Here is a 24448-nt window from a genome sequence, read left to right on the forward strand (position 1 = left end):
TCAGTAGCGACGGTAGCGCTCGGTGGTCAGCTGGAAGCGGCGTGCATCGCGCCTCCACGCGGTGACGATGGATTCGGCGCTCTTGCCGGCCTCGAGCATCGTGCGGGTGCGCTTGGTGCCCGAGAGCTTGTCGATCCAGCACACGTCGTCCTCGGTGCGGCAGTCCTCCTCCTCGCGCCAGTCGACCTCGTCGACGTTCGCGAACAGCGCGGCGAGCACGTGGATGCCGGTGCGCACCGGCTCGTAGGCCGCGGCGTCGGTGACGTGCAGCTGCAGGCCGCCGCAGAACTCCCCGGCGTGCTTGGAGGTGGTGGGGGTGGCGAACATCGGTCGGTACAGCACGCCGGGCAGCTTCGCGGCCTGCAGATCGGCGATGATCGCGTCGACCTGGGCCTCCGTGATGAAGGGGGCGCCGAACCAGAGGAACGGGGTGGTGGTGCCGCGCCCCTCGGAGACGTTGATCGACTCGATCAGTCCGGTGCCGGCGTAGACCACGGCGGTGTCCGGGGTGGGGATGTTCGGGGAGGGCAGCACCCAGGGCAGCTCCTGGATGGGCGGGGCCGACGGGTCGTACCCGGTCATCTCGATGACCTCGAGGTCCACGGCCTTGTCGAGGAACTCGCCGTTGAACAGCGAGGCGAGCTCGCCGACGGTGAGGCCGTGGGTCTGGGGGATCTCCCGCAGACCCACGAAGGAGGACAGCTCGGGCTCGAGCAGGAAGCCCTCGATGCCGGTGCCCAGCGGGTTCGGGCGGTCCAGCACGATGAAGCGCTTGTCGTTCTCCCCCGCCGCCTCCATCGAGTAGTAGAGGGTCCAGATGTACGTGTAATAGCGGACGCCGACGTCCTGGATGTCGAAGATCAGCACGTCGACGTCCTCGAGCATCTCCGGCGTGGGCTTCTGGGTGTCGCCGTACAGCGAGCGCACCGGCAGGCCCGTCTTCTCGTCGACGTAGTCGCCGACGGATCCACCCGCGGGCTCGGCCCCGCGGACCCCGTGCTCGGGGCCGAACAGCGCGGTCAGCGTGAATCCGCCCTCCTCCTGCGCGGCGACCAGGATGTCGATCGTGGAGCGCAGCTCGCGATCGGCGCCGGTGGGGTTGGTGATGAGGCCGACGTTCGCATCGCGCAGGGTCTCCAGCGCCTCGGGCTCCTGGAGGCGTTCGACGCCGAGGGAGAAGTCCCCCTCAGCGGCGCGCCCGCCCCGTCCGGAGGGAGCGGCCTGGGCCGCACCGGCCGTGGCGAGCACCGCCCCGGCGGGCAGGGCGCCCAGGGAGGCGAGCACACGGCGGCGCCCCGGCTTCTTCCCGTCCTTGCCTGTGCGGTCCTGTCGGCTCTGGTCGCTCTGCTGCGGGGCTCGGTGCGTCACGGCGCGTTCCTCCGTCATCGTCGTCGGGTCTGGTCGCGCGCGGCGCCGAAGGCACCGCACCACGTCGTGCGGTGCACGCGGAAACGTTTTTCGGCGCTCTGCGCGCCCCGTCGACGCTAACAACGAAGCGTGCCGGTGACAACCGTCACACGCGGTTCAGGCGTCGTCGTCCCCCACCACGCCCTTGCGCAGCATGACGCAGCCGTACTTGCGGGTCTCCAGGGTGCGCAGCACCGCGAAGACCTCTCGGCCGCGATCGTAGAAGTCGAAGCGGTCGATCCATGCGATGCGGTCGGCTCGTGCGGCTGCGGCCTCCTGGATCTCGGCCTGCACCTCCTCGCCGGTGCCGGGCTCGGGCGTCATGAGGGTGACGGACGGGCCTGCGTACATGTCCACGGGCAGCACGGTGCGCACGGCGCGCACTGCCTCCGGTGAGGGGACGGCCAGATCGATCACGGGCACACCCATCGCATGAGAGGGGTAGTGGGCGTCGGTGACCAGCAGGGTGTCGTTGTGCCCCATGTGGTCGAGGAGCCGCAGCAGGTCGCCGGAGAGCAGGGGGTCGATGCCGGTGAGCATGGGTGGTGGGCCTTTCGGTGGAGTGGTGGGATCGCGGGAGAGCGGAAAGCGGAAAGCGGAGGGCGGGAGCAGGACCGCGAGCCGGTCGGAGCGGCCGGCCCGGCCAGTTCTGTCAGGCCGGCCGGGCCGGTCGGGGCCTCTCAGTCGTAGACCATCGCCTGGATCTCGTCGTCGTCGATGTTGTCGGCGTCGTACCAGTACGAGCCGGTGTCGGTGAACTCCTCGAGGTCCTCCCCCTTGACCGCGGAGATCGCGGCCTCGACCGTGAGGCGGCCGATGGACTGCGGATCCTGGGTGACGGCGCCGAGCATGACGCCGTCGCGGATCGCCTCCTGCTGCGCGGAGCCCGAGTCGAAGCCGACCACCTTGATCTCCTCGCCGCTCAGGCCGAGCTCCTTGACCGCGTTGACGACGCCGATCGCCGAGCCCTCGTTGGTGCCGTACATGCCCACCAGGTCGTTCGCGCCGATCATGGCCTTGGCGACGTCAGCGGACTTCAGATGGTCGCCGTCGCCGTACTGGATGTCGACGATCGCGATGTCGGGATTGTTCTCCTCGATGTACTCCACGAAGCCGTCGCGCCGGTCCACGCTGGTGGCGTTGATCTGGCTGTGCGCGACGATCGCGATCTCGCCCTTGCCGCCGATGGCCTCGGCGAGGTGCTCAGCGGCGATCGCCCCGGCGGCCTTGTTGTCCGTGGCTGCGAGGTTCTGGGAGTAGTCGCTGTCGCAGCCGGCGTCGAACTCGACGATCGGGATGTCCGCGCCCTCGGCTCTGTCGTAGAGAGGCACGCAGGCCTCGGGGTCCAGGGCCGCGAAGCAGATCGCATCGGGGGCGCGGTCGATGGCCGCCTGGAACATCTGCAGCTGGCTGTCGATCTCGGTCTCGGCGGCGGGGCCGTCGAAGCTGATGGTCACGCCGTGCTCCTCGGCGGCCTCCTCCGCGCCCTTCTTCACGGCCTGCCAGAACTGGTGCTGGAAGCCCTTGGAGATGAGGGCGATGTCGAGTGCGTCCTCACCGCCCTCACCGCCTCCGCGGTTGCAGGCGGACAGGGCGACGAGCAGGGGTGCGGCGGCGAGCGCCGTGATACCGGACCTTCGGGTGAACTCCATCGTGACTCCGATCCTCGGTGCCGGATCCGGCACCTCGTGGGTGGGGCGGGCTCCTCGCGTCGGTGCGGGAGGCCGGGTGCTGCGGGCTGGGGTGGGGCTGCGGGCGGTGGAACTGGTGGGGGTGACGGAGGTCGTGGCGGTGGTGCTCGTCGGACGCTCCTTCGGCCGGGGCCTCAGGCGGACCTCTTGTTGCGCAGGGTGTCGAAGAAGACCGCGAGGGCGATGACGATGCCGACCACGACGTTCTGCCACTCGGTCTGGATCGAGAGGATGCGCAGCCCGTTGATGAGGACGCTCATGATGAGCGCGCCGATCAGGGTGCCGGTGATCGAACCGCGGCCGCCCATCAGGGAGGTGCCGCCGATGATCACGGCGGCGATGGCCTGCAGCTCGTACCCCACGCCCAGCTGTGGCTGTGCGGAGCCCAGGCGGGAGGCCATCACCACGCCGGCGACACCCGTGAACAGGCCCGCGACGATGTAGATGATCAGCTTCCAGCGACGGGTGTCGATGCCGGACAGGCGCGCCGCCTCCTCGTTGGAGCCGATGGCCACGGTGATCCGGCCGAAGATCGTCTTGGACAGCAGGAACCAGGCGAGCGCGGCCACCAGGAACATGATCAGCACGGCGTTGGGGAGCCCCGGTATCAGCGTGCCGAGCGCGATGCTCTGGAAGGAGGGCACGTCGTTGAAGTAGATCGGGGAGACGCCGGAGATCACGAGGGCGAGGCCCTGGGCGATCATCATCATCGCGAGGGTGGCGATGAACGGAGGCAGCCCCAGTATCGCGACGTTGAGCCCGTTGAGCAGGCCGATCACTCCGCCTGTGAGGATTCCGAGCAGCACCGCGAGCGGCATCGGCAGCCCGAGGTCCACGGCGAAGATGCCTGTCATCACCGAGCACAGGGTCATGCCGGTCCCGATGGACAGGTCGATCCCGGCGGTGGTGATCACAAAGGTGGTGCCCAGCGCCAGGATGCCGATCACCGCGGTGGCCAGCAGCACACCGGAGATGTTCGACCAGGTCAGGAAGCGCGGGCTCGCCGCCCAGAAGAACAGGAGGAGGGCGATCAGGGTGCCGAAGGCGAGACCTTGCTGGAGCCAGGCCCTCCAGGCGGGAGTGGAGGGCGCGGCGGTCGTGCCGCCCGCTCTCGCCTCCGTGGCGACGGCTGCGCCGTTCTCGCTGCTGCTCATGCTGCGGCTCCTTCTGCGGCATCGAACCTCGTGGCGAGGTCCATGATCGAGTTCTGGGTGGCGTCCTCGCTGGCGAGGGTCCCGGTGATCCGGCCGTTGGCCATCACGACGATGCGATGGGACAGGCGGAGCACTTCGGGCAGCTCGCTGGAGATGACGATGATCGAGGTGCCGGTGGCGGCGAGCTTCTGGAGGAGCGTGTAGATCTCCTCCTTCGCGCCGACGTCGATGCCTCGGGTGGGCTCGTCGAAGATGAGGATGTCGCAGTCGCGCACCAGCCACTTGGCGATGACGACCTTCTGCTGGTTGCCTCCGGACAGGAGCTTCACGGGCTGCTCGACGTTCGGGGTCCGGGTGCGCAGGTCTTCCACGTGCTGCTGCGCGACGCGTCGGGCCCGACGGTCGTTCATGATCCCGAGCAGGCCCGAGAAGCGGCCGAGGGAGGCGGCGATGGTGTTGGTGGTGACGGACTGCTCGAGCAGCAGGCCGAGGCTCTTGCGGTCCTCGGAGAGGTATCCGATCCCGTGACGCACCGCGTCTGCGGGCTGACGGATCCGGGCCACGCGACCGTTGATCTCGACTCGCCCGCTGGTGGACGGGTCGGCGCCGATGATGGCCCGCGCGGTCTCGGTGCGCCCGGCGCCCATCAGGCCGGCGAAGCCGAGGATCTCCCCGCGGTGCAGCTCGAAGCCGACGTCCTTGAGCAGGGTCCTCGTGCTCAGTCCGTCGACCTTCAGCACCACGTCGCGACCGGCCGTGTCGAACGGCTCGGGCTTCGACCCGGTGTCGATCGTGCGGCCCACCATCATCTCGATGATCGTGGGCACATCGATCTCGTCGCGGTCCAGGGAGCCGATGTACTGGCCGTCCCGCAGCACGGTCACCCGGTCGGCGAGGCGCTTGAGCTCCTCCATCCGATGGGAGATGTAGATGATCCCGGTGCCGGAGGCGCGCAGGGACTCGATCAGCCCGAACAGGGTCTCCACCTCGGTGTCGGTCAGGGCGCTGGTGGGCTCGTCCATGATCAGCACTCGCGCGTCCACGGACAGCGCCTTGGCGATCTCGACCATCTGCTGGGCGGCGACCGTGAGGGTGGAGACCTTGGTGCGCGGATCCAGCTGGATGCCCAGATCGCCGAGCAGCGCGGCGGCCTGCCGGTTCAGGGCCTTCTCGTCGAGCATCAGGCCTCTGCGGGGCTCACGGCCGAGATAGATGTTCTGCGCGACCGTGAGGTCGGGCATCAGGTTCATCTCCTGGTGGATGATGCTGATCCCCAGCTCCTGGGCGTCGGCCGGCCCGGTGATGTCGACCTCGCGGCCGTCGACCGCGATCGTGCCTTCGTCCCGCGCATAGATGCCGGAGAGGATCTTCATGAGCGTGGACTTGCCGGCGCCGTTCTCGCCGACCAGCACGAGCACCTCCCCGGCGTCGAGCTGGAACTCGACGCCCTGGAGGGCTTTGACGCCCGGGAAGCTCTTGCTGATCCCGCGCACTTCGAGGAGAGGTGGTTCCACTGTCATCCCGCTTCATCGGAGGGGGCCGCTCACGCGTCTCCCTGCAGGAAGACACTGCAGGAAGACATCGGATCGTTGAGGTCCGGAAATGCCGGCCGGTGTGACGTGCACCCTAACGTAGCAAGGGATCGTTTACTCGCCAATACATCGAGGTCGCGGATCTGTGTTCATGCACTCAGATCCCTGAGGAGCCCCAGGTAGGCATCGGCGAGGGCGACACGGGCGCGCTTCGATCCGGCTCCTCCTCGGGAAGGGCCCTCCCTGGCCACGCGATGATCATCGAGGGATGTTTCCCAGAACCCTACGCGGACACATCGGAGGTGTTGCGGCATCCTTGCAGGTCGCGTCCAGTGCCGGACGACGTGAGGAGCCAGCACACTTCTCGTCAGCACGCTCCTCGTCAGCACCGTCCTCGCCGTACGGGGACGGCGGGTCAGCCGTCCCGGCCCGCGGCGGCATACGGTGGTCCGTATGACTGCCCCGCGCGATCGTCGCGACCCCACGCACGCCCCCGCCTCTGATGCCGCACCCGACGCCGCGCCCGCCGCCGTGGCGTCCTGCTGCGCCGCCGGGCGCGAATCGATGCATGGTGCCGAGCCTCCTTCGTCGGGCGGGGGCCTTGCCACTCGGCCGACGGCGTCGGCTCCCTCGACCTCTCATGCGTGGGCGGCTCCGACGGACGCCGTGCGCGCCCGCGCCGAGCGCGCGGTGACGATCGCTGCGGGCTCCTTCCGCATGGGCACCGAGGATCGGGACCGCAATCCTGGCGATGGCGAGTCCCCCGTGCGGTCCGTCGACCTGCCGGCATTCCGGATCGATCCGACCTGCGTGACCAACGCGGAGTTCGCCGCCTTCGTGGACGAGACCGGTTATGTCACCGAGGCCGAGGAGTTCGGCTGGTCCTTCGTGTTCGCCGCGCTGCTCGAGAAGGAGCTGCGCCGGGCGAGCCGCAAGCCTCCGGGGACGCCCTGGTGGCGCGCGGTCGAGGGCGCGCGCTGGGACCAGCCCGAGGGACCGGGATCGAACGTCGCCGAGCGCGCCGAACATCCCGTCGTGCACGTCTCGCTGCGGGACGCAGAGGCCTTCGCACAGTGGTGCGGGATGCGTCTGCCCCGGGAGGCGGAATGGGAGAAAGCGGCCCGTGGGGGCCTGGACCAGGCCCGCTACGCCTGGGGCGATGAGCTCACTCCCGGCGGTGAGCACCGCTGCAACATCTGGCAGGGTGCCTTCCCCGTGCGCAACACGCTCGAGGACGGATATCTCGCGACAGCGCCGGTGCGCTCGTTCCCTCCCAACGATTTCGGCCTGTACGAGGTGGCGGGGAACGTCTGGGAATGGTGCAGCGACCCCTGGACCACCGGACAGGCCTCCTCGATGACCGGCGACGTGCGCGTGATGCGGGGCGGCTCGTACCTGTGCCACGACTCGTACTGCAACCGCTATCGCGTCGCTGCGCGCAGTGCGACCGCGGCGGAGGATGCGAGTGGCAACAAGGGCTTCCGGCTCGCGGTCGACGTCTGACCTGGCGGCGCCTCGGCCGACGCAGCCGACGCAGTCGGCTCAGCCAGCGCAGCCAGCTCGGCCGACGCGACCAGCGCAGCCGGCTCGGCCGACGCGACCAGCAGCCGTCTCAGGCGCCCGCGGTGCTCCACTTCTGCTTGAGCTCCTCGACGTGCTCGGCCATGGCCGCACCCATGTCGATCTCCGGGTCCAGCAGCCACTGCACCTGCAGGCCGTCCATCAGAGCGACCGTCGTGCGAGCGATGCGCTCAGCAGGGGCGTCGGCCCGCACGTGGCCCTCGCGCTGTGCCGCTCGTATGCCGTCGACGAGCATCCCGACGACGACGGAGTAGTGGCCCAGCATCCATTCGTGCGCAGGATGCTCGGCCGTCGCGGCCTCGCCGATCATCGTGGTGTAGAGATGCACGAGCTGGCGCCTGCCCTGGTTCAGCTGCGCCACATGAGTCAGGTGCTCGAAATCGGCCCAGGGACCGTCGCCGAACGCCGCTCGCGGGTCGGAGTCCGCGGCGTCGCGGTGATCGAGCACCGCTCCGAGCAACGCCTTCTTCGAGGAGAAGTGATGGGCGAGACCGGAGGGCGAGATGCCGGCGGCCGCCGCGACCTGCGCCATCGAGGTCGCGGCGAAGCCCTGCCGGGCGATGAGGTCGATCGCCGCGCGCAATGCCGCCTCACGCACCACCGCCGAATCCTGGCCGCGCGGGCGCCCGGGGCGCCGGCGCACGGATCGCCCGTCGTGAGCAGCAGTGCTCATCGCTCTCCTCGGCTCATCGTTCTTCTCGGCTCGCGGCGTCCACCAGCTCCGGGACGACGAGGAACGGCCAGGACGAGGTGTCCCGTCCCAGCCGTGCCTTGTCAGACGCCCACTATTTCACGCCGCGGATGAACATCGTGAGGATCGCCCCGAAGAGGGCCGCGATGGCCGCGGCAACCAGCAGCGCCGTGAAGTCGGTGCCGCCTCCGAGCTTGGCGAGAAGAAACCCGCCGACGCCCGGCGCGAGCGATTGGGGCAGGGCGTTGGCCATGTTGAACACGCCCAGATCCTTGCCGGCGTTCTCGCGGTCCGGGAGCACCTCGAACACGAGGGCGAGATCGACGGCGAGGTACATGCCATAGGCGATACCCATGATCGCTTCGCACACGTAGAAGCCGGTGACGGTGTCGACGTGCAGGAGGCCGTAGGTGCCGATGCCGAAGACGAGGATCGAGACGGCGACCATGACCTTGCGTCGGCCGAGCTTGTCGGAGAGCCACCCGGCCAGCAGACCCGCGACCATCGAGGCCACGGTGTAGACCGTGACCCCGACGGCGACCGCAGCCGCTGCGGCCCCGGCGGAGAGACCGAGGTGGTTGGTCATGTAGAACAGGCGGAAGGTGATGAAGAGGTAGGACGCCAGGATGATGAGGAAGCGGCCCCACCAGGCCAGACCGAAGTCCGGGTGCTTCACCGGATTGGTCCAGAAGGTCGCGACGAGCTCTCGCAGGTTGAACGGATAGCGGTTCGCCTTGAGCACCGGCTCCGGGAGCATCAGGGCGTACACCGACACCAGGACCAGGCCCAGCACTGCCGGGACCATGAAGAGCAGCAGCATGTTGCTGGAGAAGGCGGCGCTCAGCCAGGTCGCGACCATGACCGCCGAGTTCTGCGCGATGCCGATCAGGCCGGAGGTCTTGCCGTACTGCTCGGCGGGCAGCTGATCCGCGACGGACGCGAGGAAGGCGGCGAAGGCGAGATTCGCGCAGGCCTGGGACAGGAACCACCCGATGGCCATCATGAGGGGGCCGGTGGCGAGGGCGATGAGCAGCAGCGAGAGCGTCAGGCCCATGATGCCGAGGACCATCCAGGGGCGGCGTCTGCCCAGACCGGAGGTGGTGCGGTCCGAGATGCGCCCGCCGAGCGCATTGAAGATGACCGCCGCGAGCGCACCGGGCGCGATGACCATCGCCGTCATCGCCACCTGCTCGGCCGCGTCCGTGGTGAGGGTCTGCGCCTTCAGCTGGATCGAGACCGTCGCCGGCCCGAGCAGGGCCACGTAGATGCCGAACTGAGCGAGCACGATGCCGGCGATGAACCAGATGGGGCGCTTGGCCTCGGGCTTGATCCCCAGGTGCGGGATCGGCAGCTTCGGCCCGATGCGGTTCGGGCTGCCCTCAAGGTCGATGGTCGGGTCCGGAGCGAAGCCCGCCCGGGGTTCCTGGATCGTCACGAGGTGGACTCCTTCGTCAGGGTTCGCGAGCACGCAGTGGGGCCTCGCATCAGTGCGGGCCGCACGGAACGGCCACGGCGAACATTATTAGTTGCATCGCACTAATAAGTCGAGCCGTTCCCGACCACTGGTCGACATCCACAAGTGGACACGGCCGTACACAGGCCTTTTGGGGACATTCAGTGAGTGAGGTCACTCATGCAGATCGTCATGCCGATCAGTCGATACCCCTGGAGAGCGGCGACGGCTGACTTCCCTGGGAGTCATCGTGCTCAGCCCGGAGACGATCAGCGAAGAGCTGACGCCCGCTCGACGGGCCGCGCTGGGCGAGCTGCATCTGAGAAGGATCGACCTGGCGGACGAGGTCCGCGTGGTGAGCGAAGCCGGCTACATCGGGTCCGCGACGCGACGCGAGATCGAGTACGCCCGGAAGAAGAACAAGGTCATCAGCTCGGTGGAGCCGGATCTCGACGTGTGAAGCCGGTTGGGCCCTCATACAGCCCGACCCGGTTCGCCCCCTTAGCCCTCCACGATCCGGAATCGAGCCTCGCTGCCGACGACCAACTCTGCCCGCCCGCCGATCGGCAGGGTGGCCAACGGCATAGTGTGTCCCACGTCGGCGCCGGCCAGCACGGACTTTCCGGCAAGTGCCGGTTGTCGCGCGATGATCTCCGCGAGAAGATCCCGCGTCACTCCGGATCGACGCTGGAACCGCCCGACGACGAGCCCCCGCACGCCGTCGGCATCCGGAAGCTGCAGCAGCGACGTGAGGTTGCGAGCGAACTCCGCGGCATCGCTCGCCGAGTCATCTTCCAGGACGAGCAGCGCGCCCTCGAGCGAAGGCATGTACGGGGTGCCTTGAAGCAGATTCAGTGTGCAGAGGTTCGTCCCGACCACGCGCCCCTCCGCTGACCCGGCCTGCAGCGTCCACCAGCCGCCGTCAGACTCGAGATGCCGGTCCTCCTGATCGAGGAACCAGAGATCGTCCGTCCACTCCTTCGAAGACTCGACCTCGAACGGCGCCCCCTCGAACAGCGCTCGATGAAACCCCGTCTGGGTCTGGGAGAAGTGGTCGCGCATGCCGAAGCTGGACCAGTGCGGGCCGCTGTAGGTCACGAGCCCCGCACGTTCCAGGACCGCACACTGCAAAGCAGTGATGTCAGAGTAGCCGCAGAGGATCTTGGGATTCGCGGCGAAGAGGTCGAAATCCAGGTGCGGGAGAAGCTCGTTGCTGTTGGTACCCCCGATGACCGTGAGAAGTGCGCGCACCTCCGGGTCCGCGACAGCCTCGTGCAGATCAGTGACCCGCGAGGCGATCGACGAGGAGCCGAAGGCATCGCGCTCATCGACGTGGCGTCCGTAGCTCAACCGCAATTCCATCGAGGCGAAGCGCTTCTCGATGATCGACGTGTGGTCGTGCTCCGTCACCCAGGAGCGAGAAAGAGACGGAGCGATCACTCGCACCAAGTCCCCCGGTTGCAGGAGGGGAGGGAATGTCGGCATAGGAGAAATCTATCCGGACGGCTCCACACATCGCTCAGCGTGGCTCAGCGAGGTCCGAGGTGCCGGTCGAAGCGGCCCGATCATGAGGGAACTGTTGAGAGGCATCCACGAATAACAGCTCGTCCTGCGCATCCCGCCCAGAGCTCAGAGGTCGCGACCACGCGACCTCACGGGCCAGCTGACCGCTTTGTCGGAACAAGCGAACCTGATGCGAGTCAGCCAGGACCTCCGCGAGGTCGCCGCGGTCAGCAGACTCGAACCCCAGTCCTTGCCAGAAGGGCCCCGAGCGCCGACTGAACAACCACGCCCTCGTAGAGCCCTCTTCAGCGGCACGCTCGAGCGCGAACATCGCGAGAGCGCGCCCCCGCCCACGAGACCGCTGGGCCGGGCTGACGGCCACACTGCGGATCAACGCATGGTGGCCGTCCCTGCTGACTTCGTAGCCCGTACTCCCGACGATCTCACCGCTCCGGTCACGCTCGACCCATAGCCTCACGCTCGACTCATCCAAGCCGCTCAACGTCAGATCGACCTCGCGCAAGAACGCGGTCAGAGCGCCAGCATCAGCCGGCCGGTACTGCCGAAGATTCACGCACCCAGTCAAACATCCGAAATCGCTCAGGCGCGAGGATCGACACGGCGCACTCTTCCGGGGCGCGCATCGCCCGCGGGGCGTCAGGCGGCGCGGCGGCCGGTGGCGAGGTCGAGCAGGTGGTCGATCACGCCCTGACCGCTCGCGCGCAGGCCGTTGTGCTCGTACTCGCTGGTCACCCAGGGGTGCACACCGCTCAGCATCTCGGCCGTGGCCAGCGAGTACTGCCGCGGCACATAGGCGTCCTCGAAGTAGACGGCCGCTGCGCCGGGCACGTCGGCCGCCCGCAGCGCCTGCTCGTCGTAGAGCCGCGGCCACTCGTGCTCGGCGAGCAGATCCGCGGCCTCGGCCCAGGGCGCGAGCTCGGGGTCCTCCGCGAACAGGTCGCGGTGGATGTGCTCGCCGGCCAGCAGGGTCGGATCCTCGCGCACGGCGTCAGGCATCATGCGGTCCGCGGTCCAGCGGGTCGCGACCCCGTCGGCCCAGCAGCTCTCGTGGATCACGGCGTACAGCGGATTGCGGCCGCCGAAGGGCAGGGCCGCGGCGAGGTCGTGCAGGAACGCCGGGGAGGCGGGGTCGAGGTCCAGCAGGTAGTGCAGGCGCTCCTGCCCGCCGGAGGCGCCGAGCAGGTGGCCCAGGCGGCGCAGACGCTCGACGCCCACGCGCTGGCCGTCCGGGAGGCGCAGGGTGCCGGACGCGGCGGAGTCGGCGAGGCGACGGAAGCGCTCGCGATCCTCGGGGAAGCGGGCCCAGTAGCGCTCGCTGCGGGTGATCATGCCGTCCCAGGTGGTGGCGTAGACGGCGTCCATATCGGGTCCCACCGTCGGCAGACCCCCGGTGAACAGGGCCTTGTCGACGCTGCCGGCGTGAGCGCTGAGGTAGCGCAGGGCGGTGAAGCCGCCGAACGACTGCCCCAGCAGCGACCAGGCCTGCGCACCGAGATGCTCACGCAGCAGCTCGGCGTCATGGGCGATCGCGTCGGCCCGGAAGTGGGTGAGATAGGCGGCCTGCTGGGCGGCGGTCGCGTCGCGCAGGGTGGCGGCGCCGTCGATCGCGCCGTCCGGCAGCGGCGCGTCCAGGCCGACGGGGGCGGAGCGGCCGGTGCCGCGCTGGTCGAGCATGACCACCCGGTGGTCCCGCAGTGCGCGTGCGAGCCACGGCGGGGACGAAGCCTCCACGGGGCGCGGAGCCTCGGAGCCGGGGCCGCCCTGGAGGAAGACCAGGAAGGGGCGGTCCTGCCCGTCGGGTTCGGCCACGATGCGCGCGAACAGCTCGATCGTGGGCGAGTCCGACCGGGCGTGGTCCAGCGGCACCGGCAGCGTGAGGTCCGTGAGGTGCAGGCCGGGAAGGGTCCAGGTGGAGGAGGTCATCATGCTCATTCCTCGTCGTCCTCGTCGTGGGTGGTGGCGCCGTGGAAGAACTGCCACTCGAAGGTGTGCAGCTCTCCCTGGCGTTCGCCGCGGTGGCGGGCGGCGTCGACCACCACGGCGGAGATGCGGGCGAACACGTCGTCCACGCCGTAGTAGCTGATCGGGTCGAAGTACTCGGACTCGGCAGGCACGTCACCGATCGAGATGATCTCGAGGCTCCCGGGAACATCGATCCCCAGGCGCTCGGCGGCGGACTGCAGGGCCACCGCCTGGTACCCGGTGAAGCAGATGACGGCCTCGGGGCGGTCCGGGCCGGAGAGCCAGTCCAGGCTCGAGCGGTAGGTGTCCCGGGCGCCGATGGGGGTGAGGCGCACGTGCTTCTCCGGGCTCGGGTCCCCGTGCTCGCGAGCAGCATCGAGGAAGGCGAGCGCACGCGGGTGGGAGAACGTGTGCGACGCGCCACCGCCCAGCTCCGGTGCCAGCAGGTGCACCGTCGCGTGCCGGGCGCGCAGTCGGGCGAAGGCGTGAGCGATCGCTCGGTACGGGGTCGAGGAGATCACGTCGAAGCCGGCCGGTTCCATCTGCGCGGTGAACGCGACGATGCCGGTCTGTGTGGTGGCGGCCAGGCGGTGCACCCGCTCCGGTCCCTCCTCGACGAAGTCGACGCTGGTGATGAAGGCGGCGTCGGCCGAGGCTCCGGAGAGGTACTCGACCCAGCGCTCGTCGGCGAGGACCAGGGTGGACAGGTCGTGTGGGAGGGCGTCCTCCCGCACCTGCGTGGCCAGCTGCACGCCCCATGGATCATCCAGCGTGCCCAGCGCCAGCACGATGCCCCCGCCTCGGCCGGTGCGCATCGCCTGGGCGTTGCGGTTGGGAACGTACCCGAGGGCCTCGGCGGCCGCGCGCACCTTGGCCTTCGTGGCGGGTGAACCGGCGGAGCGGCTGCCGCCCCGCCCACTGAGCACGAACGAGGCGGTCGCGATCGAGACACCCGCCTCGCGGGCGACATCCGACAGGGTGATCGTCGCGCGATGGGGGGCGGGGACGGTGACGTCGCTGCTCATGCCTGCTCGGCCTCCTGGTGGGCGGGATCGAGGTCCGCGAGGTGGATCCGCACTCCGGACTCGCGCAGCGCCTCGAGCGCTGCGGGGTCCGCCGCGCTGTCGGTGACGAGGTCGTGGATCCCCGAGGCGGGGGTGATGCGCGCGAACGCGCTGGCACCGATCTTCTCCGCGTCGGCCACGACGACGACCCGGGTGGAGCGCTCCATGAGCCGGGCGCTGATCGAGGCCTCGGATTCATCATGGGTGACGGCGCCGTCGCGGGCGCTGACGGCGTTCACCCCGAGGAAGAGGGTGTCGATGCGGATCTGGGCGAGCAGCTGCTCGCCCCAGGATCCGACCAGCTCGAAGCTGGACTCGCGGACCACACCACCGGTGACGACGAGCTGCAGATGTTTGCGCACCGCGAGCTCCTGGGCGATGTTGATCGCGTTGGTGACCAGCACGGTGGGGCGCTCGGCCTCGCGGAACGAGGCCCGGGCGGCGAGCTCCTGGGCGAGGGCCGTGGTGGTGGTGCCGCCGTTCAGACCGATCACGGAGCCGGGGTCGACCAGACCCACCGCGCGGCGGGCGATCGCCTCCTTCGCGCCCGCATGGCGGGCGGCGCGGTAGCGCATCGGCAGCGAGCTGGCGTCGGGATTGGCGGAGGCGCCTCCGTGGGTGCGGATCACCAGCTGCTGGTCGGCGAGGGCGTCGAGATCGCGACGGGCGGTGGCCGGGGAGATACGGAGTGACGAGACCAGGTCGTCCACGCTCACGTGTCCGGCGTCGATGACGAGATCGAGCACCAGGTCCTGGCGGTGACGGCGCCCTCGTGCGCCTCGGGGGCCGGGATCGCCCGGAGCAGACTCCGGCACAGACTTCACCTGGTCCCCTCCTGGAGCATCTCGAGCGGCGTGCCGGTCCGGGGCCGCGGTCCCCGCATGCTACCGCTCGGCAGGCCAGGCCACTGGCTCTACGCGGGCAGGTCGCATGGTCGCCGCCCGAGAAGGGCGCGACCCTCAGATCAAAGTGATTGCTTTTGCTCGTTTAGGGCAGCTACAGTCAGGAACATGCATTTGGGGTGGGTTCGCCCGCCCACCTGACTCGTTCTGCCCGACTCGTTCTGCTCGATCCGTTCTGTTCGATCCGTTCTGCTCGATTCGTTCTGGGAGGCCCCATGACCACCTCGTCCGCCACCACCACCGCGGCCGTCCCGACCTCCGCCCTCACGGCGACCGAGTCGGAGCTGCGCTCGCAGCCGGAGACCTGGCGCCGCGCCCTCAAGGTGCTGCCGGAGGTGAGCGGCCGGTTGCCCCGGCCGGGCGAGCGGGTGCTGGTCGTCGGCTGCGGGACCTCATGGTTCATGGCCATGGCGTACGCGGCGCTGCGCGAGGCAGCCGGGCACGGGGTGACCGACGCGGTCACCGCGACCGAGGTCTCCCCCGCCCGCGAGTACGACCGGATCGTGGCGCTCTCCCGCTCCGGGACCACCACCGAGATCACCGCACTGCTGCGCGCGACGTCGACGCCCTCGGTGCTGATCACCGCCGTGGGCGAGGGGCCCGCCGCCGCGGAGGCGAGCTCCGAGATCGTGCTCGACTTCGCCGACGAGACCTCCGTGGTCCAGACCCGCTTCGCGACCACCGCGCTGGTGCTCCTGCGCGCCTCCCTCGGGGAGGACCTCTCCGCCGCGATCGCGGACGCCGAGCAGGTGCTGTCCTCCGAACCGGCCGACGAGCTGGTCACCGCCGAGCAGGTGACCTTCCTGGGCACGGGGTGGACCAAGGGCCTGGCGGACGAGGCGGCGCTGAAGATGCGCGAGGCCACCCAGTCCTGGACCGAGGCGTACTACGCGATGGAGTACCGCCACGGCCCGATCGCGATCGCCGAGCCGGGCCGCGTCGTCCACGTCTTCGGCGGCGCCCCCGACGGACTGCAGGACCAGGTCGCGGCGACCGGCGCGGACTGGGTCGCCTCCGAGGCCGACCCCCTGGCCCAGCTGGTGGCCGTGCACCTGTGGGCGGTGCGCCGCGCCGCGCATCGGGGCATGGATCCCGACTCCCCGCGCCACCTCACCCGCGCCGTCCATCTCGAGCCGTGACCGGCACCAGGAGCGATGCGGTGACCCGCGCGATCGGGGTCGACGTCGGCGGAACCCGCACCAAGATCGGCCTGGTCGGCTCCGACGGCTCGCTCGGCATCCCCTACTCCCTGCCCACCCCTGGCGACCCTCACGACCTGTGCGCGCTCATCGCACGGGAGACCGCCTCCGTGCGCACCCAGGCCGGGCTGGACGGCGAGGTGCCCGTCGGCATCGCCGTGCCGGGGATCCTCGACGAGGACCGAGAGGTGGTCGAGCTCGCCGTGAACCTCGGCTGGAAGGACCTCGAGCTCGGGGCGATGCTGCGGGAAGCGGTCGGTGCCCCGCTGGCCCTCGGTCACGACGTGCGCGCCGGCGGACTCGCCGAGGCCGCCTGGGGCGCCGGGCGGCTCTTCGCCCAGAGCACCACCACGCCGTCGCTGCCCCCGGTCGCCGACCTCCTCTTCGTCCCCATCGGCACCGGCATCGCCGCCGCCGTGGTGCACGACGGCGCCGTGTTCGGCGACCGCTTCACCGGGGAGATCGGCCAGGTGCTCGTCGAGGAGCCGTACACCGGGCAGAGGATGCGACTGGAGGAAGTGGCCTCCGCCTCCGCGATCGGTCGCCGCTACGCCGCGCTGGTCGATGCGGGCGAGGACCCGCTGGTGCTCACCGACGGCGGCCGGCCCGCGGCCCGCGCGGTGGTCGATGGCGCCCGCGACGGCGACCCACAGGCCGAGACCATCCTGTTCAGCGCGCTGGACACGCTCGGCCAGGCGCTGGCCACGATCATCTCGAGCGTGGGCACGCGTCCGGTGGTGATCGGCGGCGGTCTCGCCGAGGGCGGCTCCATCGTGCTGGAGACCCTGCGCTCCTCGATCGCGGCCCGGCTCGGTGTGGTGCCCGCTCCCCCGGTGCTGCCGTCCTCGCTCGGCATGTGGGCCGGCTGCCAGGGCGCGGGACTGCTGGGCATGATCCGCGCCCGACGCACGGAGCCCGTCGGATGATCCTCGCCCTCACCCCGAACCCCGCCCTGGATCTCACCTACGAGGTGGACTCGATCGCCGCCTTCGCCGAGCACCGCGTGCGCCGCGTGCATGCGGCTCCCGGCGGCAAGGGTGTCAACGTGGCCCGGGTGCTCGCGCAGCTGGGACGACGGGCGCTGTGCGCGGGCCCGCTCGGCGGCGCGACCGGCGAGGAGATCCGTGACCTGCTGGTCGCGGCCGACGGGGTGTGGCAGGCCTGGACCCCGATCTCCGGCAGCAGCCGGCGCACGGTCACCGTCGTCGCGCCCGACGGCGCGACCGGGTTCCACGAGCCGGGACCCGCCCTCTCCTCCGCCGAGTGCTCGCAGCTGAAGGAGGACCTCCGCGCCCGGCTCTCCTCCGACGCTGCGCCGCAGAGCTCAGACACTGGGCCGCAGAGCTCCGACACCTGCCCGCAGCCCTCCGATGACGCACGACGGATCGTCGCGGTCACGCTGAGCGGGTCCCTGCCTCCCGGGCTCGACGGCGACCAGCTCGCCGGCCTCGTGCAGGCGTGCCGGGAGCACGAGCGACCGGTGCTGGTGGACACCTCGGGCCCGGCGCTGCTGGACGCCGCGCGCGCCGGGGCGGACGTGCTCAAGCCGAATCTCGGCGAAGCTCTCGCCGCGACCGGCGAGGACACCCCGCTGGCTGCGGCACGGGCCCTGCTCGGCCTCGGTGCCGGCACCGTCGTGTGCTCCCTCGGGGCCGACGGGATGCTCGGCGTGCACCGCGCCCCCGCGGGGGACGCCGCCTGGCAGGCCGCGCCGGCCGAGGCGATCAGCGGGAACCCCACGGGGGCGGGCGATTCCGTCGTGGCCGTGCTCGCGGCCCGCCTGCTCGTGGACGCGGATCCGCTGCCGGACGTCCTGCGCCATGCCGTCGCCGTGAGTGCGAGCGCCGTGACCTGCCCCGTCGCCGGGCAGATCGATCCCGGCCTCGCCGCGCAGCTCCTGCCCACCGTCTCGATCGAGGAGATCCCATGCCCCTGATCCCCCTGGCCCCCGCGGCCCGTGCCGCCCGTTCGCGCGGGGAGGGCCTCGCCGCGTTCAACGTGGTCCATGTGGAGAACGCCGAGGCCTTCGCGTCGGCCGCTGCTCGCGCCGGCAGCCCGGTGGTGCTGCAGATCAGCCAGAACGCCGCCCGCTATCACGGCGGGCTCGCCCCGATCGGGCTGGCCACCCTCGAGATCGCGCGGGCCGCGGAGGCCGACGTCGTGGTCCACCTCGACCACGCCGACGATCTCGACCTCGTGCGCGAGGCGCTGGACCTCGGCGTCAGCTCGATCATGTACGACGGCTCGAAGCTGCCCGATGAGGAGAACCGGGCCCGCACCGCAGAGGTGGTGCGGGCGGCACATGACCTCGGGGTGAGCGTCGAGGCGGAGCTCGGCGAGGTGGGCGGGAAGGACGGCGTGCACTCCCCCACCGCCCGCACGGACCCGGCCGAGGCCGCCCGCTTCGTCGCGGACACCGGGGTGGACCTGCTCGCCGTCGCCGTCGGCACCTCCCATGCGATGACCGAGCGCACCGCGCTGCTCGACCTCGCACTGATCGAGGAGATCGCCTCCGCCGTGGAGGTGCCGCTGGTGCTGCACGGCTCCTCGGGCGTGGCCGACGCCGACATCCAGGCCGCGATCCGCGCGGGGATGACAAAGATCAACGTCTCCACCCATCTGAACACCGTGTTCACCGGAGCCGTGCGGGAGCTGCTGGAGACGAATCCGGACGTGGTGGACACCCGCACGTGGATGCGGGCGGGGCGCGAGGCGGGCGCCGAGGAGGCGGCGCGGCTGATGACCCTGTTCCGGGACGCGAAGGCGGGGGTGCCCGCCTGAGAGGGCGGCTGCTACTGCCCGGTGAACAGGCTCAGCGCCGGGCCGAGGGTGTTCAGCAGGATGATCACGCCGACGATCCCCACGGCCCAGGAGAAGGCACTGGAGGCGTGCCGCACCGACCAGTCATGGGCCCGATCGAGGAAGGCGTCGGCCCGGCCGCCGAGCGCGGCACGGACTCCGCACAGCGCAGCGCCGGGCACGATCATCACCGCGCAGTAGCCCACGAGTATGAGGGCTCCGTGGCCCAGCCCGACGCCCATGTCGGCGATGATCCCCATCGCGGCGAGGTACGGGATCATCGAGGCCGCCTCGATGACGCCGGCCAGCAGCGCGAGACCGATCAGCAGCGACGGACGGCCCGAGGCACGACGGGCCCGCTCCGTCCACTTCCGCGCCGAGGCCTCGGGATCACCGCCGCGCTTCGCGACCGCCTTGGGGTCGATGCGGAAGGACCACCACAGCAGGAAGCCGCCGAGCAGTGCGAGCGCGAGCATCACCACCGGGGAGTCCAGCAGGTGTCCGAAGGACTCGATCAGCGGCAGCAGCCCGGCCAGCAGGGCGATGCCCAGCGCCAGGTAGAACACGCCGATCACCGCCAGATAGAGCAGGGTGCGGCCCGCGATACGCAGTGCCCCTCCCTGCCCCACCACGAGCAGGATCACAGGGATGACCAGTGTGCCCATCGAGGTGGAGTCCACGAGGGCGAGGAGGACCAGACCCAGGGGTCCGGCGGCATCGGGCAGTGAGTCCATGGGATCCATGGTTCCGCGAGCGCCCGTCGGCCGTCCTCCTCCCAAGGTGCCGACTGCGCCCGTTGGAGCGCTCCCGCGCCCGCGGCCACGTAGCCTCAGAGCATGTTCGCCGACCCGCTCGAGGCCCGCGCGCACGCCTCGGCGCCCGCGCGCCGGCGGATCACGCGCCGCGATGTGCTCATGACCGCCGGCTACGCCGCGATCGTGCTGCTGCTCGCCGCCATGGGCGCACGCAACTCAGGGTTCCTCGAGAGCTGGGACGGCTGGCCGCTCTGGACCTCGGTGCTCCTGCTGCTGGTGGCCAGCGCGAGCCTGCTGTGGAGGCGACGCCTCCCGCTGCTCCCCCTCGTCGTGGCGGGCCCGTTGGCACTGGCCGAGGTGATCGTGGGCGGGCAGGTCGCCGCCTACATGCTGCTCTTCGAGGCCTTCTTCGAACCGATCATGCACGGCTCCATGCGCCTGGCCCGCCGCACCACGGGCATCGCCATCGGCCTCGCCGTGAGCGCCCTGCTGGTCGCCGCCGGGCTCGGCGCCTCGGGACCGATGCTGCTGGTCGTGGTGCTGATCGCGACGCTGATGGTCTCCACTCCGCTGCTGTGGGGCTGGGAGGTGCGCCATCACCGCGACGCGCGCGTCAGCGCCGAGACCCTCGCCGCCGTGGAGCATGAGCTCGCCGCCACCCGCGCCGCCCACGCCGTGGAGACCGAACGCCGCACGATCGCCCACGACCTGCACGACGTGATCGCCGGGCACCTCAGCGCCGTCTCCCTGCACACCAATCTCGCCGCCTCCCTCGAGCAGCCCGAAGCGCGCGACCGCTCCCTGCTCACCGCCCGCGACTCCGCGCACGCGGCCCTGAGGGACCTGCGCTCGATGATCGGGGTGCTCTCCACGGAGCACTCCGCCGAGCTCCCCTCCGTCACCCTGGACTGGCCGTCGCTCACCGCGCGCCTGCACGGTCGCGATCCCGACGCGTCCGTGAGCATCGCCCCGGAGGTGGAGGACCCCTCCCGGGTGGAGCCGTCGGTGCAGGCCGCACTGCTGCGCATCGCCGCTGAGGCCTCCACCAATGCGGTGCGCCATGGGCTCGCCCCGATCACGCTCGCGGTGCGTGTGGAGGACGAGCTGGTGACGTTCGAGCTCACGAACCGTCGAGCCGAGTCCACGGTGCCGGGCTCCGGTGTGGGCCGCGGCGCGATCGCCCATCGAGCCACCGCGGTGGGCGGCAGCGCGACCTCCGGACCGGCCCCCGACGACGGTCCGGACGCCGGCAGCTGGCGCGTGCTCGCGCTTCTGCCGACGCGTGCCGTGGGAAGCGAGCGCCCGCCGGAGCCCGACGCGAGCCGTGGGCTCGAGCCCCGCGCCGCTGGTTCCTCCCCCTCCTCGCTCTCCTCCCCCGCCCCGCTCTCCGACATCCCCACGCGCGACGGCTTCGCGCGCGACCGGACCGGGCGCGACCGAACCGGGCGCGACCGGACCGGGCACGACGCCGCGACGACATCCCCCTCGACGAATCAGGAGGTCACACCGTGAACGACGCCTCGACGCCCATCCGCGTGCTGGTGGCGGACGACCACCCCGCCGTGCGCTCGGGCCTGGTGGCTCTGCTGGACTCCGCGGCGGACATCACCGTGATCGCCGAGGCGGCCGACGGCGAAACCGCGGTCACCGCCGCCCGCGAGCACCGCCCGGACGTGGTCCTCACCGATGTCCGCATGCCGGGCGCCACCGGTATCGAGATCACTCCGCGCCTGCGCGAGACCGGCGCGAACGTACTGGTGATCTCCGGTTTCGATCTCGACGACTATGTGCTCGGAGCACTGGCGGCAGGGGCCGACGGATACCTCGTGAAGTCCGAGGACCCCCAGCGGATCCTCGCCGCCGTGCGAGACGTGCACCGAGGCGATGCGGTGCTCTCTGCCGCAGCGACCCGAGCCGTGGTGGGCGCGCTGCGGGATCGGGGCGCAGGAACGGGTGCGGCTCGAGAACAGCAGACGACGAGCGGACCGGAGGGACGGGGCCGGGCCGCCGTGAGGGACGCGCCTGGGCGGCACCGCCCGCACGGGGCTGAGTATGAGAGCGACCGGAACGGGGCTGAGGTGGAGAGCGCGGAGAGGACAGAGACCTCAGCGTTCGGCGGGGGCGGCCGGTCAATCGCCGCTGCCCAGGAGCCTGCACCCTCGTTCACCCCTCGTGAGGAGGACGTCCTCGCATTGGTCGCGCAGGGCCTGTCCAACCAGCAGATCGCCTCGCACCTGTTCATCGAGATCACGACGGTGAAGTCTCATCTCTCCCATGCGCTCATGAAGCTGCAGCTGGACTCCCGGGTGCAGGCGGCGCTGTGGTGGCAGCAGCACCGGCCCTGACGTCTCGCAGCCCCGCACTGCCGCGCTCCCGCACTACCGCACTACCGCACTCCCGCGTCCTCGCACTCCCGCACTCCCGCGCCCTCGCGCCGTGCCTGTACCGGCCCTCACGGACAAGTGCGCGGAGGCGTGCCCGGACCGGTGGCGCGAACCGGGAATGTGGGAGCCGGGCGCGGCGTTGAGGGATGCGTACAGCACATTCCCTACGGGCGAAACCTGCACTCCATGCAAGAATCGTCCGGGTCGCGGGTCCTGCCCGTCGGCCCCACCGGAGGGTGACCTGAGTATGCTGCCCCACTGCGCACGCGGGCGTCCTCACTGGTCCCGGCCCTCCGGTCCCTCGATGCAGAAAGCATGCCACCCCTATGACCTCCACCCGTCAGCCCACGGGCGAGTTCCCCGCGGTCGACGCACCCGGGATCATCGCCGGAGGCGCCGCCTCCGCGGACGCCGAGTACGCCACCCGCGAGGGCGCCGACAATCCTGACACGACCGTCCGGGACGGCCGTGCCCCGGCGTCCTACAAGGTCGCCCCGATCATCGCGGTCCTGGTCGTCTCCGCGTTCGTGATGATCCTCAACGAGACCCTGCTGTCGGTCGCACTGCCCACTCTGATGGCGGACCTGTCGATCACTGCGGTGACCGCGCAGTGGCTCTCCACGGGCTTCATGCTCACCATGGCCGTCGTCATCCCCACCACCGGCTTCCTCATGAAGCGGCTCTCGGTGCGGGCCGTGTTCATCACCGCGATGCTGCTGTTCCTGGTCGGCACCGCGATCGCCATGCTCGCCCCGACCTTCCCCGTGCTGCTCGCAGCCCGCGTCGTCCAGGCCGCCGGCACCGCCATGGTGCTGCCGCTGCTGATGACCACGATCCTCGCGCTCGTCCCGATCACCGCCCGCGGCCTGGTGATGGGCCTGGTGGGCGTGGTCATCTCGGCCGCCCCGGCCCTCGGCCCCTCCATCTCCGGATTCATCCTGCAGAACTGGACGTGGCACTACCTGTTCGTGATGATGCTGCCGATCATCGTGATCGCCCTGGTCATCGGCCTGATCTTCATGCGCAACTACACCGAGCCCGAGAAGGTGCGGCTGGACGTCGTCTCCGTGATCCTCTCCGCGATCGGCTTCGGCGGCGTGATCTACGCGCTGGCCTCGATCAGCCAGATCGTCGAGGGCGAGGCCCGCCTGGTGCCGCTGCTCGTCGCCGCGGTCGGCGTGATCTCTCTCGCCGTGTTCACTGCGCGTCAGGTGCGCATGCACGCCACCGGCAAGGAGCCCCTGCTGGACCTGCGCCCCCTGAAGGTGCGCACCTTCTCGGTGTCCGTGCTGGTGATCCTGCTGGGCTTCGCGACCATGCTCGGCACCGTCGTGGCGCTGCCGCTGTACATGACCGGTTCGCTGGGCATGTCCACGCTCGACGTGGGCCTGACGATGCTGCCCGGCGCGGCAGCCTCGGGGGTGCTCGGGCCGCTCGTCGGCACTCTGTACGACCGGGTGGGACCGCGCCCGATCGTGGTGCCCGGCGCCGCGCTGATGGCGCTCGTGAGCTGGCTCGAGGTGCTCCTGCTCGATGCCGACTCCTCGCAGGGCCTGATCATCGCGCTGAACGTGCCGCTGGGCATCGGCATGGCCATGGTCATGACGCCGCTGATGGCACTGTCCCTCGGGTCGCTGCCGCGCACTCTGTACGGGCACGGTTCCGCCATCCTCAACACCCTGCAGCAGCTCGCGGGTGCGCTCGGCACGGCCGTGTTCATCGCCCTGCTCACCCTCGGCTCCGTCGTCGCGGCAGAATCCGGAGCGTCCGCGACCATCGCCCAGGCCAGCGGCGCCTCCTGGGCGTTCGCCTTCGGCGGCGTCATGACCACGATCGCCGTGGTGCTCGGCGCGACGCTCAAGAGCAACCCGGCTGAGGTCGAGCAGGCCGCCTGAGTCTCTCAGCGCCCGGCACGGCCGTGAGGACGTCCGGTCCTCACCACCTTTCGGTCCTCTGCACAGCCTCACCGCCCGTACGGCGTCGAGGTCGTGCAGGGGGCCGAATGCTTGCAGGTCGCACTCACGGTTCTCGACGCCGTTGCCGCGCCCGACCGCGCCCGACCACGCCCCGCCCGGCCCGGCCGTGCGAGACGGCTCGGACGTGCGAGACGATGGCCGTCCGATCCGAGCGAAGAGGGCGTGACCAGATGGCGGACCGTGCTAAATATCTGACGCTCGTCGTCGCGCTCTACGCCGTGGGGATGTGCGTCCTCGTCGCAGCGGTCGCCGCTCTCTTCGACCGCGAGTTCCTGGAGGTCACGGTGAACCTCGCACCGGCCCTCGTCATCTGCTTCCTCGGCGTGATCATCCACGGCCTGCGTCACGACCTCGACTCGTGACGGCCGGGCCGG

The 24448-nt window shown here is 70.5% G+C and carries 23 protein-coding genes; 10 read left to right on the top strand and 13 right to left on the bottom strand.

From position 1 onward, the window contains the following. The 5 genes from CIK71_RS11585 to CIK71_RS11605 all read right to left on the bottom strand — a co-directional run bounded on the left by CIK71_RS11585 (position 1) and on the right by CIK71_RS11605 (position 5772). Positions 1 to 1368, bottom strand: a complete 1368-nt coding sequence (locus CIK71_RS11585; RefSeq protein WP_245857519.1) for an exo-beta-N-acetylmuramidase NamZ family protein — start codon at positions 1366 to 1368, stop codon at positions 1 to 3. Between the two features lie 156 nt (positions 1369 to 1524). Next, on the bottom strand, positions 1525 to 1947 hold the full coding sequence (locus tag CIK71_RS11590; RefSeq protein WP_096165836.1) for an RbsD/FucU domain-containing protein: 423 nt from the start codon (positions 1945 to 1947) through the stop codon (positions 1525 to 1527). A gap of 140 nt (positions 1948 to 2087) precedes the next feature. Then, entirely contained in the window at positions 2088 to 3059 is a 972-nt protein-coding gene (locus CIK71_RS11595) for an ABC transporter substrate-binding protein (RefSeq protein ID WP_096165837.1), read from the bottom strand. A 173-nt stretch (positions 3060 to 3232) separates the two neighbouring features. Beyond that, complete coding sequence (locus CIK71_RS11600) at positions 3233 to 4252, bottom strand: ABC transporter permease (RefSeq protein WP_096165838.1); 1020 nt, start codon at positions 4250 to 4252, stop codon at positions 3233 to 3235. Next, positions 4249 to 5772 (bottom strand): sugar ABC transporter ATP-binding protein, encoded by a 1524-nt coding sequence (locus CIK71_RS11605; protein WP_176485625.1) that lies wholly within the window; start codon positions 5770 to 5772, stop codon positions 4249 to 4251. Before CIK71_RS11605 ends, CIK71_RS11600 begins: the two co-directional genes overlap by 4 nt. 576 nt (positions 5773 to 6348) lie before the next feature. Here CIK71_RS11605 and CIK71_RS11610 point away from each other — a divergent pair. Further along, complete coding sequence (locus CIK71_RS11610) at positions 6349 to 7287, top strand: formylglycine-generating enzyme family protein (protein WP_096165903.1); 939 nt, start codon at positions 6349 to 6351, stop codon at positions 7285 to 7287. A 109-nt stretch (positions 7288 to 7396) separates the two neighbouring features. On the opposite strand, the gene CIK71_RS11615 is transcribed toward CIK71_RS11610, so the two are convergent. Together CIK71_RS11615 and CIK71_RS11620 are read right to left on the bottom strand one after the other, a co-directional pair. Then, positions 7397 to 8038 (bottom strand): TetR/AcrR family transcriptional regulator, encoded by a 642-nt coding sequence (locus CIK71_RS11615; protein ID WP_096165839.1) that lies wholly within the window; start codon positions 8036 to 8038, stop codon positions 7397 to 7399. Between the two features lie 112 nt (positions 8039 to 8150). Continuing rightward, positions 8151 to 9491 (bottom strand): MFS transporter, encoded by a 1341-nt coding sequence (locus tag CIK71_RS11620; protein ID WP_176485626.1) that lies wholly within the window; start codon positions 9489 to 9491, stop codon positions 8151 to 8153. Between the two features lie 268 nt (positions 9492 to 9759). Between CIK71_RS11620 and CIK71_RS11625 the strand changes: the two genes are divergently transcribed. Then, positions 9760 to 9969, top strand: coding sequence for a hypothetical protein (locus CIK71_RS11625; protein ID WP_241963986.1), 210 nt, complete (start codon positions 9760 to 9762; stop codon positions 9967 to 9969). Between the two features lie 41 nt (positions 9970 to 10010). Here CIK71_RS11625 and CIK71_RS11630 read toward each other — a convergent pair whose 3' ends face one another. From CIK71_RS11630 to CIK71_RS11650, 5 genes are all read right to left on the bottom strand, one after another. Continuing rightward, positions 10011 to 10994: a S66 family peptidase gene (locus tag CIK71_RS11630; RefSeq protein ID WP_096165842.1), complete on the bottom strand. Its 984-nt coding sequence runs from the start codon at positions 10992 to 10994 to the stop codon at positions 10011 to 10013. A gap of 34 nt (positions 10995 to 11028) precedes the next feature. Continuing rightward, positions 11029 to 11586: a GNAT family N-acetyltransferase gene (locus CIK71_RS11635; RefSeq protein WP_176485627.1), complete on the bottom strand. Its 558-nt coding sequence runs from the start codon at positions 11584 to 11586 to the stop codon at positions 11029 to 11031. Positions 11587 to 11669: 83 nt separating this feature from the next. Beyond that, on the bottom strand, positions 11670 to 12956 hold the full coding sequence (locus CIK71_RS11640) for an alpha/beta fold hydrolase (RefSeq protein WP_096165904.1): 1287 nt from the start codon (positions 12954 to 12956) through the stop codon (positions 11670 to 11672). A 5-nt stretch (positions 12957 to 12961) separates the two neighbouring features. Further along, on the bottom strand, positions 12962 to 14020 hold the full coding sequence (locus CIK71_RS11645; RefSeq protein WP_096165844.1) for a LacI family DNA-binding transcriptional regulator: 1059 nt from the start codon (positions 14018 to 14020) through the stop codon (positions 12962 to 12964). Further along, on the bottom strand, positions 14017 to 14883 hold the full coding sequence (locus CIK71_RS11650) for a DeoR/GlpR family DNA-binding transcription regulator (protein ID WP_096165845.1): 867 nt from the start codon (positions 14881 to 14883) through the stop codon (positions 14017 to 14019). Before CIK71_RS11650 ends, CIK71_RS11645 begins: the two co-directional genes overlap by 4 nt. A gap of 293 nt (positions 14884 to 15176) precedes the next feature. Here CIK71_RS11650 and CIK71_RS11655 point away from each other — a divergent pair, with 293 nt between their 5' ends. Genes CIK71_RS11655 through CIK71_RS11670 form a run of 4 tightly spaced genes read left to right on the top strand, consistent with a single transcriptional unit; the run spans position 15177 to position 18941 of the window. Next, positions 15177 to 16100, top strand: coding sequence for an SIS domain-containing protein (locus CIK71_RS11655; RefSeq protein WP_096165846.1), 924 nt, complete (start codon positions 15177 to 15179; stop codon positions 16098 to 16100). A gap of 20 nt (positions 16101 to 16120) precedes the next feature. Continuing rightward, on the top strand, positions 16121 to 17086 hold the full coding sequence (locus CIK71_RS11660; RefSeq protein WP_176485629.1) for an ROK family protein: 966 nt from the start codon (positions 16121 to 16123) through the stop codon (positions 17084 to 17086). Further along, on the top strand, positions 17083 to 18096 hold the full coding sequence (locus CIK71_RS11665; protein WP_096165848.1) for a 1-phosphofructokinase family hexose kinase: 1014 nt from the start codon (positions 17083 to 17085) through the stop codon (positions 18094 to 18096). The genes CIK71_RS11660 and CIK71_RS11665 overlap by 4 nt, the downstream gene beginning before the upstream one ends. Continuing rightward, positions 18087 to 18941 carry a class II fructose-bisphosphate aldolase gene (locus CIK71_RS11670; protein ID WP_096165849.1) on the top strand — a complete coding sequence of 285 codons (855 nt, stop codon included), beginning with the start codon at positions 18087 to 18089 and terminating at the stop codon, positions 18939 to 18941. The genes CIK71_RS11665 and CIK71_RS11670 overlap by 10 nt, the downstream gene beginning before the upstream one ends. Before the next feature lie 11 nt (positions 18942 to 18952). Here the strand turns inward: CIK71_RS11670 and CIK71_RS11675 are convergent, their stop codons facing one another. Beyond that, entirely contained in the window at positions 18953 to 19693 is a 741-nt protein-coding gene (locus CIK71_RS11675) for a GAP family protein (protein ID WP_096165905.1), read from the bottom strand. Positions 19694 to 19795: 102 nt separating this feature from the next. Here CIK71_RS11675 and CIK71_RS11680 point away from each other — a divergent pair, with 102 nt between their 5' ends. The 4 genes from CIK71_RS11680 to CIK71_RS11695 all read left to right on the top strand — a co-directional run bounded on the left by CIK71_RS11680 (position 19796) and on the right by CIK71_RS11695 (position 24436). Then, positions 19796 to 21226: a sensor histidine kinase gene (locus CIK71_RS11680; RefSeq protein ID WP_096165850.1), complete on the top strand. Its 1431-nt coding sequence runs from the start codon at positions 19796 to 19798 to the stop codon at positions 21224 to 21226. Further along, on the top strand, positions 21223 to 22059 hold the full coding sequence (locus CIK71_RS11685) for a response regulator (protein ID WP_245857522.1): 837 nt from the start codon (positions 21223 to 21225) through the stop codon (positions 22057 to 22059). Before CIK71_RS11680 ends, CIK71_RS11685 begins: the two co-directional genes overlap by 4 nt. A 365-nt stretch (positions 22060 to 22424) precedes the next feature. After that, on the top strand, positions 22425 to 23993 hold the full coding sequence (locus CIK71_RS11690; protein ID WP_096165852.1) for an MDR family MFS transporter: 1569 nt from the start codon (positions 22425 to 22427) through the stop codon (positions 23991 to 23993). 251 nt (positions 23994 to 24244) lie between these two features. Further along, complete coding sequence (locus CIK71_RS11695) at positions 24245 to 24436, top strand: hypothetical protein (protein ID WP_096165853.1); 192 nt, start codon at positions 24245 to 24247, stop codon at positions 24434 to 24436. Positions 24437 to 24448 lie beyond the last annotated feature (12 nt).

The sequence above is a fragment of the Brachybacterium alimentarium genome, assembly GCF_002332425.1.
Classification (GTDB): domain Bacteria; phylum Actinomycetota; class Actinomycetes; order Actinomycetales; family Dermabacteraceae; genus Brachybacterium; species Brachybacterium alimentarium.